Below are 13,572 nucleotides of genomic sequence, written 5' to 3'. Positions count from 1 at the left end.
CTTCCCAATAAAAAGGGCCGCACAGTGCGGCCCTTTTTGTATCTTTACGCAGCGATTACAGCACCGCGACGATGGCTTCGCACAGCGGCGCCATGTTATCCGGCGTCATGCCCGCCACGTTCACGCGCCCGGACGCCACCGCGTACACGCCAAACTCTTCACGCAGACGCAGCACCTGCTCTTTCGTCAGGCCGCTGAATGAGAACATGCCGTTCTGTTTGGTGATAAAGCTGAAATCGCGGTTTGCGCCTTTCTCTGCCAGCGTGTTCACAAACAGCTGACGCATACGCTGGATACGCTGGCGCATATCGGTCAGCTCCTGCTCCCAGATGGCGCGCAGCGCGTCGTTGCTGAGAATGGTCGCGACTACTGACGCGCCGTGTGCCGGCGGGTTGGAGTAGTTGGCACGAATGCAGGATTTCATCTGGCTGAAGGCGCGGTCTGCGGCATCGGCATCCGCCGCGACCAGCGTACAGGCCCCTACGCGCTCGTTGTACAGGCCAAAGTTTTTGGAGAACGAGCTCGCGACGATAAGCTCTTTATGCAGCGCGGCAAACGCGCGCAGGCCTTCAGCATCTTCTTCCAGACCGCGAGCAAAGCCCTGGTAGGCGAAATCGAACAGCGGCAGCCAGCCTTTCTCGACAGACAGTTTCGCGAGCTGTTCCCACTGATCCAGCGTCGGGTCGATGCCGGTTGGGTTGTGGCAGCAGCCGTGGAACAGCACCACATCGCCCGCCTGGGCTTCCTGCAGGCTGTTTAACAGACCGTCAAAATCGAGCGAATGGTTGGCGGCGTCGTAGTAGGCATACTCGCGTACTTCCAGACCGGCGGAGTTAAACACGCCTTTGTGGTTCGGCCAGCTCGGGTTCGAGACCCAGACGCGTTTGACGTCGGTGTTTTTGGCGAGGAAATCCGCCGCGACGCGCAGCGCGCCAGTGCCGCCTGGGGTCTGCGCCGTGCGGGCGCGTTTATCGCTGATGATATGGTTGCCTTTGCCAAACAGCAGTTCCTGCGTGCAGCGGCCAAATTCGGGAATACCGTCAATGCCGAGGTAGTTTTTGGTGGTTTCATTTTCCAGCAGATATTGTTCTGCTTTTTTTACGCTGGTCAGAACCGGGGTCTTACCGGTTTCATCCTTGTAAACACCAATGCCTAAGTTAATTTTGGTTGGGCGATCGTCGGCACGAAACAGATCGGCCAGGCCAAGGATCGGGTCGGCTGGGGCGGCGGTAATGTTCTCAAACATGACGAGGTTCCATTGTGATTTCAGAAGGGAAATTCGCTATCAGGTTAACGGGAGATTTACAAAATGCCAACCGTTTGCCCGGAAAAGTTACGTGGATCGCAAAAGTTGGCAGAATTTTCTTTTACGCATAAAAAAACAGGGCCGAAGCCCTGTTTTTCCGCTATCAGACAACAAGGTTGTGCTGATTAGAACTGGTAGGTAGCAGCCAGTGCAACCTGGTCGTCACGACCGTTAACGATACCAACGTTACGAGCGTAAGCGTCGTTATCAATCAGGTTGATCTGGTAGTCAACGTATACGTTGAAGTTTTTGTTGAAGTAGTAGTAAGCACCAACTTCAACATATTTCTGCAGGTCAGCATCGCCGCCATCGAAGGTGCCACGCGCAGTCAGGTTTTTACCTTTAGACTGTACATAAGACAGAGATGGACGCAGACCGAAATCGAACTGGTACTGAGCGATCGCTTCAAAGTTCTGAGTTTTGTTCGCGAAGGAATCATCAGCTTCACGAGTCATGTTGCGAGTCTCTGCGTAAACAGTCGCCAGGTACAGGTTGTTGGCATCGTATTTAGCACCAACAGCCCATGCTTCAGCGCGATCGCCTTTATCATCCAGTTTCTGACGAAGTGTACGGTTAGAGTTGCTGTACGCACCGATAACGCTGAAGCCTTCGCCGAAATCATAACCCAGTGAGTAACCAGCGCCGTCGCCGTTAGAGGTAGCTGCGTTATTACGGTCGTTTTTACCCTGATACTGGATACCAAAGTTCAGACCATCTGCCAGGCCGAAGAAGCCAGTGTTACGGTAGGTCAGAACGCCAGTGGTACGGCCGGTCATGAAGTTATCAGAATAGTTAGCCCAGGTCATACCGGAGTAAGACGGTGCCATATCGGTGTAAGATTCAACATCGTAAACGATACCGTAGTTACGGCCGTAATCGATGGAGCCCGCATCCGCAATTTTCAGACCAGCAAAGGCCAGACGGGTACGGTTAGAGTTGTTAGCTCCCTGCTCAGATTCAGCGCTGCTTGCGTAGGCACGGTATTCCCACTGGCCGTAACCGGTCAGCTGATCGTTAATCTGAGTTTCACCTTTGAAGCCCAGCTGTGCATAGGTGGCGTCACCGTTGTTGGTGTTATCGCCAGAGGTCACGAAATCGTGCTCAGCAGTAACTTTTCCGTAAAGATCCAGTTTGTTGCCGTTTTTGTTATAGATTTCTGCAGCGTTTGCTGCACCGGCTACCAGCAGGGCAGGGATAACCACTGCCAGGATATTGCGCTTCATCATTATTTATTACCCTCATTGGTTTTTTTGAACACCTGCCACTGCCGTCAATAATTCATTACGGAACTATTGATGAGAGTTTGGTGTCTTTCTGTGTCTGTCTGGCATCTTTCCATTCATATAATCGTTTCGCTACCCGGAAAGTGCTACAAATGTCTTAATCAGGTAACAAAAAGAAATATTGTGTAAGAATTTATTAATGAAAGGGAACTTTGTGAGAGACCTCAAATTTATTACTTAAGTGAATAAATTTCGGCCATTCCTTTCTTATATATATGAAAAACTTATTATTAATTTGGATAAGGCGCATTTTTATACAATTGTAAGCAACAAGAGTTTTCTACTGGATGAGATGGATGGAAGGCCAGATGTCTGTGGAAGTTGTGTACAAATATGCTATAGCGAAGCGGTGCAAAAAATCGCCATCAGACAATTGATGAATTTTTATACAGCCTAAAATTCCGTGAAACCGTAATAGAAAATGAACAACACAAGGCGGGAAGAAAAAAGGCCAGCAAGTCGCTGGCCTTTTTGGGATTAGAAGTTCGCGTTGCGCGGGGTACGCGGGAAGGGGATCACATCGCGCACGTTCTGCACGCCGGTAACATAGGCGATCAGACGTTCAAAGCCGAGACCAAAGCCGGAATGCGGCACGGTGCCGTAACGGCGCAGGTCGCGATACCACCAGTAGTCTTCTTTATTAAGACCCATCTCATCCATACGGGCGTCCAGCACGTCGAGGCGTTCTTCACGCTGGGAGCCGCCGATGATTTCACCGATGCCCGGCGCGAGTACGTCCATCGCCGCCACGGTTTTACCATCTTCGTTAAGGCGCATATAAAACGCCTTGATGTCTTTCGGGTAATTTTTAACAACGACCGGCGCTTTAAAGTGTTTCTCAGCGAGATAACGCTCATGCTCGGACGCCAGATCCACGCCCCAGTAAACCGGGTTCTCGAATTTCTCGCCGCATTTCTCAAGAATAGCGACCGCGTCGGTGTAATCCACCTGCGCGAAGTCTGCGGAGATGAAACGCTCCAGACGCTCGATGGCTTCTTTATCCACGCGTTCGGCGAAGAACTTCATGTCGTCCATGCGTTCATCGAGCACCGCTTTGAAGACATATTTCAGCATCGCTTCCGCGAGACCCGCGACATCGTTCAGGTTGGCGAACGCCACTTCCGGCTCCAGCATCCAGAACTCCGCCAGGTGGCGGCTGGTGTTGGAGTTTTCAGCGCGGAAGGTTGGGCCGAAGGTATAGACTTTCGACAGCGCGCAGGCGTAGGTTTCGCCGTTCAACTGGCCGGACACGGTCAGGAACGCTTCTTTACCGAAAAAGTCTTTATCGAAATCGATTTTGCCCTGCGCGTCGCGCGGCAGGTTTTCCAGATCCAGCGTCGAGACGCGGAACATTTCACCCGCGCCTTCGGTATCCGACGCGGTGATAAGCGGCGTGGAGACCCAGAAAAAGCCCTGCTCGTGGAAGAAACGGTGCAGCGCCTGCGCCAGCGTGTGGCGTACGCGAGCCACGGCACCTATCAGGTTAGTACGCGGGCGCAGGTGCGCGACTTCACGCAGATACTCAATACTGTGGCGCTTGGCCGCCATCGGGTAGGTGTCCGGATCGTCCACCCAGCCAGTCACTTCCACCTGGGTTGCCTGCAGCTCAAAGCTCTGGCCTTCGCCCGGGGATTCCACCACCTTGCCGGTGACGATAACCGAGCAGCCCGTCGTGAGGTGTAAAACCTCTTCATTGTAATTGGGCAGAGAATTATTAATGACAGCCTGTATCGGATCAAAGCAGGAACCGTCATAAACGGCGAGGAAGGAGATGCCAGCTTTTGAATCTCTTCGGGTACGCACCCACCCGCGCACGGTGACTTCACTGTCAACGGCAACGCGGCCCTGGAGTACGTCGGCTACAGGCACAACGCTCATAATTTTCTCTCTGGTTAATGGTCAAAAATAACATTTTCCACCCGGACGGGGGGGTTATCTATGTTACCTGGCATACGCCATCAGACAAGCAGAATTCGCGGTGCGGGAAAAAGAAATCGCAAAGGAGAGGGAAAAGCAGGGAGCGCGCGGCTCCCTTTGGAAAAACATCAGCTTGCTTTACGCACCTGAGGAAGATCGAAGGCTTTGCGCAGCGCGCGGACAAACGCCTTATCGTGACAAATCGTTTTGCCTGGGCTGTCGGAGAGTTTTGCCACCGGACGACCATTACACTCAACCAGCTTAATCACGATATTGAGCGGCTTCACGTGCGGGATATCGCAGGTCAGGCGGGTGCCGATGCCAAAGCCCAGCTTCACGCGGTCCGCGAAGTGGCGATAGAGCTCAATGGCTTTCGCGAAATCGAGGTTATCGGAGAAAATCAGCGTTTTGCTGAGCGGATCGATGCCGAGCTGCTGATAGTGCGCGATAGCTTTCTCGCCCCACTGCACCGGATCGCCCGAGTCGTGGCGCAGCCCCTGGTAGCGCCCCGCGAACTCCGGGCCGAAATCGCGCAGGAAGGCGTCCATCGTAATACAGTCGGTCAGCGCGATGCCGAGCATATCCGGGTATTCGTCAAGCCACGCCTGCAACGCCGCAATCTGGCTGTTCGCGAGATCGGGGCTGATTTGCTGATGCGCCTGGAACCATTCATGCGCCTGGGTGCCCATCGGCGTCAGTGAAAGACGGCGGGCGAGGTCATAGTTACTGGTGCCGATAAACCACGGCTCCAGCTTGAGACGCTCGACAATCGCCTGCTGAACATCGCGCGAGAAACGGCGGCGGGTGCCGAAATCCATCAGACGGAAAGCGCTTAAATCGAGCCCGTCCGTCATGGTGCGGAAATCATCGAGTTTGACTTCGAGATGCGCCAGCGCCTGATCGACGCTCGCCTCCGGGGAGCGGTAGCGGTGCACCAGCTCGCTAATCACGGCCAAAAGCGGCACTTCCCACATAATGACTTCGCGCCACGGGCCGCTTAGGCGGATATCCAGCTTGCCGCCGTCGTTGCGGATCTGCACCTGCGTCGGGTCATAACGGAACGTTTTCAGCCACTGGAGGTAATCGGATTTGAAAAACGGCAGCCCGGAGAGCCACTGATACTCGGCGTCGGAAAGCGCCAGATGCTGCATGGCATCGACCTGTTCGCGGATAGCGTCAGCATAAATGCCCAGCAGATCGTCACCCCGGCAGCGAAATTCCGCTGCGACATGCACATCATAATAGTGATGAAAAACTGCCTGCTGCATATGCAGCTTATAGGCGTCCGTATCCAGCAGCGTTTGCAATAGGGGGGAAGCGTATTGTGTCATGGTGCGAACTGGCATCCTCTCACAGGCGCGTGTCTATCAGTGGCATAAGCAGATAAAGACGCAGGAGTATACCCTGATTATCGGTTTATTGAAGCAGGATCACAACACAACCGGCGAAGCGGGTCGAGGGCAATTTGTGCCGCTTGTTACTTAAATGTAGCAATGCCAGGCTAACCCATTGAACGAAATATGTGTTTCTGGTTTCACTCGGTCAGAGACCGGAGACAGCGTGACGCGCGGATGTCGGGCGTGCCGCGGGGTTAAGTCTCGAATAAGCAAAACGATGGCACGCGATGCGAGCGTTATTAACTCGTTGTCAGCGCGCCTGAAAATAGGGTAAGCAGCGCCCAATGTTATACATATGTAGCAATCTGCGTCGTAGCGGCTGAAAAGTGAAAGATTCTGCGTGGCAACATTAACGCAACAGGAATAGACTGGAGTCGTAACCATACGGACCCTGGATAAGGTTTTTTATGACTCAACAGCCACAAGCAAAATATCGCCACGACTATCGTGCGCCGGATTACCTGATTACTGACATTGATCTGACCTTCGACCTCGACGCCGCCAGAACGCGGGTCACTGCGGTCAGTCAGATCAACCGCCGTGTGGCGGAGAACGCGCCGCTGCGTCTGGATGGCGAAGACCTTACCCTGATTTCGGTCGAGGTGGATGGACAGCCCTGGACGCATCACCGCCTGGAAGAGGGCGCGCTGGTGCTGGAAAATCTGCCGGAGCGCTTCACGCTTAAAATTGTCAACGACATCAACCCGGCGGCGAACACGGCGCTGGAAGGCCTGTATCAGTCAGGCGAGGCGCTCTGCACCCAGTGCGAAGCTGAAGGCTTCCGTCATATTACCTGGTATCTGGATCGCCCGGACGTGCTGGCGCGCTTTACCACTAAAATCATCGCCGATAAAACGAAATACCCGTATTTACTCTCCAACGGTAACCGCGTGGCGCAGGGCGAACTGGACGATGGCCGTCACTGGATGCAGTGGGAAGATCCGTTCCCGAAACCGTGCTATCTGTTTGCACTGGTGGCAGGCGATTTCGACGTGCTGCGCGATACCTTCACCACCCGCTCCGGGCGCGACGTGGCGCTGGAGCTTTATGTAGATCGCGGCAACCTGGATCGCGCCGGCTGGGCGATGACCTCGCTGAAAAACTCCATGAAGTGGGACGAAGAGCGCTTTGGTCTGGAGTACGATCTCGACATTTATATGATAGTCGCGGTCGATTTCTTCAACATGGGCGCGATGGAGAACAAAGGGCTTAACGTCTTTAACTCCAAATTCGTGCTGGCGCGCGCTGAAACCGCGACCGATAAAGACTATCTCAACATTGAGCGCGTTATCGGCCACGAATATTTCCACAACTGGACCGGCAACCGCGTCACCTGCCGCGACTGGTTCCAGCTGAGTCTGAAAGAGGGGCTGACCGTCTTTCGCGATCAGGAATTCAGCTCCGATCTCGGCTCCCGCGCGGTTAACCGCATCAGCAACGTGCGTACCATGCGCGCGATGCAGTTCGCCGAAGACGCAAGCCCGATGGCGCACCCGATTCGCCCGGACATGGTCATTGAGATGAATAACTTCTACACCCTGACCGTGTACGAAAAGGGCTCCGAAGTCATCCGTATGCTGCATACGCTCCTTGGCGAAGCGAATTTCCAGAAAGGGATGCAGCTCTACTTCGAGCGTCACGACGGCAGTGCCGCCACCTGCGACGATTTCGTGCAGGCGATGGAAGACGCGTCGAATGTTGATCTCTCGCACTTCCGCCGCTGGTATAGCCAGTCCGGCACGCCAATTGTCACGGTGCAGGATGATTACAATCCGCAGACCGAGCAGTACACGCTGACGCTAAGCCAGCGCACGCCGCCAACGGCGGACCAGCCGGAAAAACTGCCGCTGCATATTCCGTTCGATATCGAGCTGTATGACAACGAAGGTAAGGTCATCCCGCTGCAAAAAGACGGGCATCCGGTGCACCATGTGCTGAACCTAACGCAGGCGGAGCAGACGTTTGTTTTTGATAACGTGTACTTCCAGCCGGTGCCGTCGCTGCTGCGCGAATTTTCCGCCCCGGTGAAGCTGGAATACAAATGGAGCGATCAGCAGTTAACGTTCCTGATGCGCCACGCGCGTAACGATTTCTCGCGCTGGGATGCGGCGCAAAGCCTTCTGGCCACCCATATCAAACTCAACGTCGCGCGTTATCAGCAGCAGCAGCCGCTTTCGCTGCCGCTGCACGTGGCGGACGCTTTCCGCGCGATCCTGCTTGATGAGACCATCGATCCGGCGCTGGCGGCGGAGATCCTGACGCTGCCGTCGCAAAACGAGATCGCCGAGCTGTTCCAGACCATCGATCCGCAGGCCATCGCAGCGGTGCACGACGCGCTGACCCGCACGCTGGCGACCGAGCTTGCCGATGAACTGCTGGCGGTCTACAACGCGCATAAACTCACCGGCTACCGTATCGATCACGCGGATATCGGCAAGCGCGCGCTGCGTAATACCTGCCTGCATTATCTGGCGTTTGGCGACGCGCAGCTGGCCGACAAGCTGGTCTCCGCCCAGTATCACGACGCGGACAACATGACCGACGCGCTGGCAGCGCTGGCCGCCGCCGTGGCGGCGCAGTTACCGTGCCGCGATACGCTGCTTGGCGAGTATGACGACAAGTGGCACCACGACGGTCTCGTGATGGACAAGTGGTTTATGTTGCAGGCGATGAGCCCGGAGAAAGCCGTGGTGAGCAAAGTTCGTGCGTTGCTGGAACACCGCTCCTTCAGCCTCGGCAACCCGAACCGCGTGCGTGCGCTGGTGGGCGCGTTCGCCACTAACAACCCGGCGGCGTTCCATGCCGAAGATGGCAGCGGCTACCGTTTTCTGGTCGATATGCTGATTGAGCTCAACACCCGTAACCCGCAGGTGGCGTCGCGGCTGATTGAGCCGCTGATCCGTCTGAAGCGTTATGATGAAAAACGTCAGGCGTTGATGCGCGCGGCGCTGGAAGAGCTGAAGGCGCTGCCGAAGCTGTCCGGCGATCTGTATGAGAAAGTGAGCAAGGCGCTGGCGTAATGGGCTGATATGGGGTGGTGGGTGCGCTGCGCTTACCCATCCTACGGGGTACTGTGGTGGGTGCGCTGCGCTTACCCACCCTACAGGGTTCTGTGGTGGGTGCGCTGCGCTTACCCACCCTACAGGGTTCTGTGGTGGGTGCGCTGCGCTTACCCACCCTACATTGGTACTGTGGTGGGTGCGCTGCGCTTACCCACCCTACGGGGTTTTGTGGTGGGTGCGCTTACGCTTACCCACCTTGGATAATACCCTGTCAGCGTTTGTAGGGCGGGTAAGCGTAAGCGCACCCGCCTTTCATTTATGGATAACACATCACCCCACCTTCATTTCCCGCACCGGCACAGGCGTTTTACGCATTACCCGGTTCAACACCCGCGCTTCAAGCTCCGCCAGCCGCGGCGTGCCGTGGTGACGCGGATGCGGCAACTCCACGGCCATATCGAGCCCGATTTTTCCGTCTTCGATTAACAACACCCGCTCCGCCATCGCCACCGATTCGCTCACGTCGTGCGTCACCAGCAGCACCGTAAAACCGTGCTCGCGCCACAGCGACACAATTAACTCCTGCATCTCAAGGCGCGTCAGCGCATCCAGCGCACCGAGCGGCTCATCCAGTAGCAGCAGGCCGGGGCGATGAATCAACGCGCGCGCCAGCGCCACACGCTGCTTCTGTCCACCGGAAAGCGCGGCGGGCCAGTCGTTCGCGCGGTCAGCCAGGCCCACTTCCTCAAGCGTCTGGCGCGCCGCCGGACGCCAGTCGCCTCTAAGCCCCAGCCCGACATTATCCAGCACCTTCTTCCACGGCAGCAGGCGCGCATCCTGAAACATCATGCGCGTATCTTCACGAGCGTCGGCAAGCGGCGCATTCCCGGCGCGCAGTTCGCCGCCGTCCGGCGTTTCAAGCCCCGCGAGCAGACGCAGCAGCGTACTCTTGCCGCCGCCGCTGCGCCCGACCACCGCCACAAACTGCCCGGCGGGAATATGCAGATCCAGCGCGTTAAGAATGGTTTTCTCGCCGTAGCGTTTGGTCACGCCTTCCAGCAACAGCGGCGTTCCCTGGTTGAGTCGTGCTGTTGTCATGCGTTCGCCTCCTTTAACTGATAAGCCGGGTGCCAGCGCAGCCAGACACGCTCCAGCGCACGGGCGCTGAGATCGGCGAGTTTGCCAAGCAGGGCATAGAGAATAATCGCCACCACCACCACGTCGGTTTGCAAAAATTCACGCGCGTTCATTGCGAGATAGCCAATACCGGAATTCGCCGAAATCGTCTCCGCCACGATAAGCGTCAGCCACATCAGCCCGAGCGCGAAACGCACGCCGACCATAATTGAGGGCAGTGCGCCCGGTAAAATTACCTGCCGGAACAGGCTGAAACCGGAAAGCCCATAGCTGCGCGCCATCTCCAGCAGACCGCTGTCAATATTGCGAATGCCGTGCCAGGTGTTGATATAGATCGGGAACAGCGTGCCGAGCGCCACCAGAAAAATTTTGGCGCTCTCATCAATGCCGAACCACAAAATCACCAGCGGGATCAGCGCCAGATGCGGCACGTTTCGCAGCATCTGGATGGAGCTGTCGAGCAGGCGTTCGCCCCAGCGCGACAGCCCGCTGATAAGCCCGAGCGCCAGCCCAATCAGTCCGCCGATGGAAAAACCCACCAGCGCGCGCCAGCTGCTAATAGCCAGGTGCTGCCAGAGCTCGCCGCTCGCCGTCAGCCGCCAGAACGTCTCGACCACGCTTTCGGGCGACGGCAGAATACGCGTCGACAGCCAGCCCGTCTGGGAGGCGAGCTGCCAGACGGCGATAATTCCCACCGGCAACACCCACGGGGCGGCGCGCTGGAGCCATTTTTGCGAAGCGCGTGTCATGCGGCCTCCTTAACTTTGCGCGACCCGGCGCGGAATAAATTCATTGGCCACCGCTTCACCCTGTGCGGTGAGCGGGCGAGGCTGCGGCACGTCAGGGATGGCGACATCCAGATGCGGGAACAAAAACTCGCCCACCCGGTACGCCTCTTCCAGATGCGGGTAACCGGAGAGAATAAAGCTGTCGATGCCAAGCGCTGCGTATTCATTAATACGCGCCGCCACCGTTGGGCCATCGCCCACCAGCGCCGTGCCTGCGCCGCCGCGTACCAGCCCCACGCCCGCCCAGAGGTTCGGGCTAATCTCAAGCTGGTCCCGACGTCCGCCGTGCAGTGCCGCCATGCGCTGCTGGCCGACCGAATCCTGGCGCGCGAACGCTGCCTGCGCTTTGGCGATCGTTTCATCGTCGAGATGAGCGATCAGCCGGTCAGCGGCTTGCCAGGCTTCTTCCGTGGTTTCACGCACAATGACATGCAGGCGGATGCCGAAGCGTACCGTGCGCCCGTGAGCCGCCGCTTTGGCGCGTACCTGGGCTATCTTCTCTTTTACCTGCTCCGGCGGCTCGCCCCAGGTGAGGTAGAGATCGACCTGCTCGGCAGCCAGATCCTGCGCCACATCAGACGAGCCGCCGAAGTAAAGCGGCGGGCGGGGCTGTTGTACCGGCGGGAATAACAGCTGCGCGCCGCGCACCTTAATATGCTTGCCTTCAAAATCGACCTTTTCGCCTTCCAGCAGGCGACGCCAGACGCGGGTAAACTCGGCCGACGCCTCATAACGCGCGGTGTGATCGAGGAACACGCCGTCACCGGCCAGCTCCTGCGGATCGCTGCCGGTTACCAGGTTAAAGAGCGCGCGCCCGTTGGACAGCCTGTCCAGCGTCGCCGCCTGACGCGCTGCTACGGTCGGCGACACGACCGACGGGCGCAGCGCGACCAGAAATTTCAGCCGCTGGGTTACCGGGATCATCGACGCTGCAACCAGCCAGGCGTCTTCACAGGAGCGCCCGGTCGGGATCAGCACGCCGGTAAATCCGAGTCGGTCAGCGGCCTGGGCGATTTGCTGCAAATAACCATGATCGACCAGGCGAGCCCCTGCGTCGCTGCCAAGATAGTGACCATCGCCGTGGGTGGGTAAAAACCAGAACAGATTCAGACTCATGATTTCGCTCCTTCAGTAGCGCCGGACCAGATGCGGCTGCGGATATCGACTTTCTTTGGAACCAGATGGTTGTCGTAAAACAGATCGGCGGTGTGCTGCTGGCGCACGGCGGTGTCTTCATTCACGGGCGTGATGCGTGTCGGCGGGCGGTGACCGAAATAGAGCTCAATGACCGGCTCCGGCAGCCCGATGCTTTGCGCGAACAGTTTCACGCTCTCTTTGCGCTGGCTGCGCGTCAGGGCATCCGCTTCGCTAAAGCTCTCCAGCACGTTCGTCAGGAACTGACCATATTTTTCAGCATAAGGGCGCGAGGCGAGGTAGAACGATCCGGTGAGGTCGAGATCGGTGCCGTCGGTCAGCACCCGCACGCCGCCCTGAATAAGTGCGGCGGAGTAGTAAGGATCCCAGATGGCCCAGGCATCGACGTTACCCTGCGTAAACGCGGCGCGCGCATCGGCGGGTGTGAGGTATACCGGCTGAATATCGGTAAATTTCAGCCCGGCTTTTTGCAGCGCGCGCAGCAGCAGATTGTGCGAGCTGGAGCCCTTCTGGAACGCGACCTTATGGCCTTTCAGGTCGGCGACACTCTTAATGGGGCTGTTTTCCGCCACCAGCAGCACTTCGGCTTTCGGTTTCGGTGGCTCGCTGCCGATGTAAACCAGATCGGCTCCCGCCGCCTGGGCGAAAATGGGCGGAATGTCGCCGGTACTGCCGAGATCGATACTGCCGACATTCAGCGCCTCAAGCAGTTGCGGGCCCGCCGGGAATTCGACCCAGGTGATTTTGGTGTTCGGATAACGCTGCTCAAGCAGATGATGGCTTTTCGCCAGCACCATGCTCACAGAGCCTTTCTGATAGCCGATACGCAGCGCCTCTGGCTGTGGTTCAGCCGCGCTGACGCCTGCGGTAAAAAGCGTGAGGCCGGCTACCAGTAGCGGTGCGGCATGACGGCGCAAAAGATTAAGCATGTAACGTTCTCCTTGTGAACTGCGGCGCAGGGGTTGCCAGATGGCGACGAGTCAGCGCCTGCCAGAAAGTGTCGAGGGCATCGTCAAGACGCGTTTGTAGCGGTTCGGAAAAGCGCGGCTGATGGTGGTAATCCAGCACCTGACTGTCATCGGCAAAGACACCATGCAGGATCTCCTGCGCTTTCAGGGCGTTGAGCACAGGTTTAAGCGCGTAATCCAGCGCCAGCAGATGTCCGGCCGAACCCCCGGTCGCGACCGGCAACACCACTTTTTTCTCAAGAGCCCGTTCAGGCAGGAGATCGAGCAGCGTTTTCAGCGCGCCGGAAAACGAGGCCTTATAGATAGGCGTAGCGATGATGACGCCGTCGGCCTGCTGAAGCTGCTCGATAAGCGTCAGGAGCGCCGGGCTGTCGAAGCGGGCGTAAAGTAAATCTTCTGGCGCAAAATTCTGGATATGCCAGTGACAAATCTCAACATCGAGCCGGGTGAGTTCGCCCGCGAGATAAGAAAGCAGGGCGCTGGAGCGCGAAGGAAAGCGTGGGCTTCCCGCCAGAGTAATAACCCGCATACCACCTCCTTATAACCAAAATAAAGTTTTTTATTAACATTAATAACAATATGAGAGGATAGTGGCAGAGGGGCTGGCCCCGAGAAACTA

10 protein-coding genes are annotated in these 13,572 nt (G+C 57.1%); 1 reads left to right on the top strand and 9 read right to left on the bottom strand.

Going from position 1 to position 13,572, the window contains the following annotated elements; translation table 11 throughout:
• Nucleotides 1-55 precede the first annotated feature (55 nt).
• The 4 genes from G6041_RS08245 to pncB all read right to left on the bottom strand — a co-directional run bounded on the left by G6041_RS08245 (nt 56) and on the right by pncB (nt 5,837).
• Complete coding sequence (locus tag G6041_RS08245) at nt 56-1,246, bottom strand: amino acid aminotransferase (protein WP_004385482.1); 1,191 nt, start codon at nt 1,244-1,246, stop codon at nt 56-58.
• 185 nt (nt 1,247-1,431) lie between these two features.
• Nucleotides 1,432-2,532, bottom strand: coding sequence for a porin (locus tag G6041_RS08240; RefSeq protein WP_012125202.1), 1,101 nt, complete (start codon nt 2,530-2,532; stop codon nt 1,432-1,434).
• Between the two features lie 534 nt (nt 2,533-3,066).
• The gene (gene asnS, locus G6041_RS08235) at nt 3,067-4,467 is read right to left on the bottom strand and encodes an asparagine--tRNA ligase (RefSeq protein ID WP_032989998.1); all 1,401 of its coding nucleotides are present in this window, start codon (nt 4,465-4,467) and stop codon (nt 3,067-3,069) included.
• A 167-nt stretch (nt 4,468-4,634) separates the two neighbouring features.
• Nucleotides 4,635-5,837, bottom strand: a complete 1,203-nt coding sequence (gene pncB, locus G6041_RS08230) for a nicotinate phosphoribosyltransferase (protein WP_012125199.1) — start codon at nt 5,835-5,837, stop codon at nt 4,635-4,637.
• Nucleotides 5,838-6,310: 473 nt separating this feature from the next.
• On the opposite strand from pncB, the gene pepN reads away from it, so the two are divergent.
• Nucleotides 6,311-8,923, top strand: a complete 2,613-nt coding sequence (pepN, locus tag G6041_RS08225; protein ID WP_012125198.1) for an aminopeptidase N — start codon at nt 6,311-6,313, stop codon at nt 8,921-8,923.
• A gap of 312 nt (nt 8,924-9,235) precedes the next feature.
• Here the strand turns inward: pepN and ssuB are convergent, their stop codons facing one another.
• The 5 genes from ssuB to ssuE are packed head-to-tail and all read right to left on the bottom strand — an operon-like array spanning nt 9,236 to nt 13,482.
• Nucleotides 9,236-10,003 (bottom strand): aliphatic sulfonates ABC transporter ATP-binding protein, encoded by a 768-nt coding sequence (gene ssuB, locus G6041_RS08220; RefSeq protein ID WP_012125197.1) that lies wholly within the window; start codon nt 10,001-10,003, stop codon nt 9,236-9,238.
• Nucleotides 10,000-10,791, bottom strand: a complete 792-nt coding sequence (gene ssuC / locus G6041_RS08215) for an aliphatic sulfonate ABC transporter permease SsuC (RefSeq protein WP_012125196.1) — start codon at nt 10,789-10,791, stop codon at nt 10,000-10,002. The genes ssuB and ssuC overlap by 4 nt, the downstream gene beginning before the upstream one ends.
• A 9-nt stretch (nt 10,792-10,800) precedes the next feature.
• Complete coding sequence (ssuD, locus tag G6041_RS08210) at nt 10,801-11,946, bottom strand: FMNH2-dependent alkanesulfonate monooxygenase (RefSeq protein WP_084999235.1); 1,146 nt, start codon at nt 11,944-11,946, stop codon at nt 10,801-10,803.
• Entirely contained in the window at nt 11,943-12,914 is a 972-nt protein-coding gene (locus G6041_RS08205; protein ID WP_012125194.1) for a sulfonate ABC transporter substrate-binding protein, read from the bottom strand. Before G6041_RS08205 ends, ssuD begins: the two co-directional genes overlap by 4 nt.
• Nucleotides 12,907-13,482: an NADPH-dependent FMN reductase gene (gene ssuE / locus G6041_RS08200; RefSeq protein WP_004388168.1), complete on the bottom strand. Its 576-nt coding sequence runs from the start codon at nt 13,480-13,482 to the stop codon at nt 12,907-12,909. The genes G6041_RS08205 and ssuE overlap by 8 nt, the downstream gene beginning before the upstream one ends.
• Nucleotides 13,483-13,572: the final 90 nt, after the last annotated feature.

This window comes from Cronobacter sp. HA18003 (genome assembly GCF_011605905.1).
GTDB classification, from domain to species: Bacteria; Pseudomonadota; Gammaproteobacteria; order Enterobacterales; family Enterobacteriaceae; genus Cronobacter; species Cronobacter sakazakii.
The sequence above is the reverse complement of the archived record's forward strand: the minus strand, read 5'-3'. Positions and strand labels throughout refer to the sequence as shown.

Coding starts and splice junctions, on each gene's coding strand:
- G6041_RS08245 (WP_004385482.1), bottom strand. CDS start 1,246: ATGTTTGAGAACATTACCGCCGCCCCAGCCGACCCGATCCTTGGCCTG.
- G6041_RS08240 (WP_012125202.1), bottom strand. CDS start 2,532: ATGATGAAGCGCAATATCCTGGCAGTGGTTATCCCTGCCCTGCTGGTA.
- asnS (WP_032989998.1), bottom strand. CDS start 4,467: ATGAGCGTTGTGCCTGTAGCCGACGTACTCCAGGGCCGCGTTGCCGTT.
- pncB (WP_012125199.1), bottom strand. CDS start 5,837: ATGACACAATACGCTTCCCCCCTATTGCAAACGCTGCTGGATACGGAC.
- pepN (WP_012125198.1), top strand. CDS start 6,311: ATGACTCAACAGCCACAAGCAAAATATCGCCACGACTATCGTGCGCCG.
- ssuB (WP_012125197.1), bottom strand. CDS start 10,003: ATGACAACAGCACGACTCAACCAGGGAACGCCGCTGTTGCTGGAAGGC.
- ssuC (WP_012125196.1), bottom strand. CDS start 10,791: ATGACACGCGCTTCGCAAAAATGGCTCCAGCGCGCCGCCCCGTGGGTG.
- ssuD (WP_084999235.1), bottom strand. CDS start 11,946: ATGAGTCTGAATCTGTTCTGGTTTTTACCCACCCACGGCGATGGTCAC.
- G6041_RS08205 (WP_012125194.1), bottom strand. CDS start 12,914: ATGCTTAATCTTTTGCGCCGTCATGCCGCACCGCTACTGGTAGCCGGC.
- ssuE (WP_004388168.1), bottom strand. CDS start 13,482: ATGCGGGTTATTACTCTGGCGGGAAGCCCACGCTTTCCTTCGCGCTCC.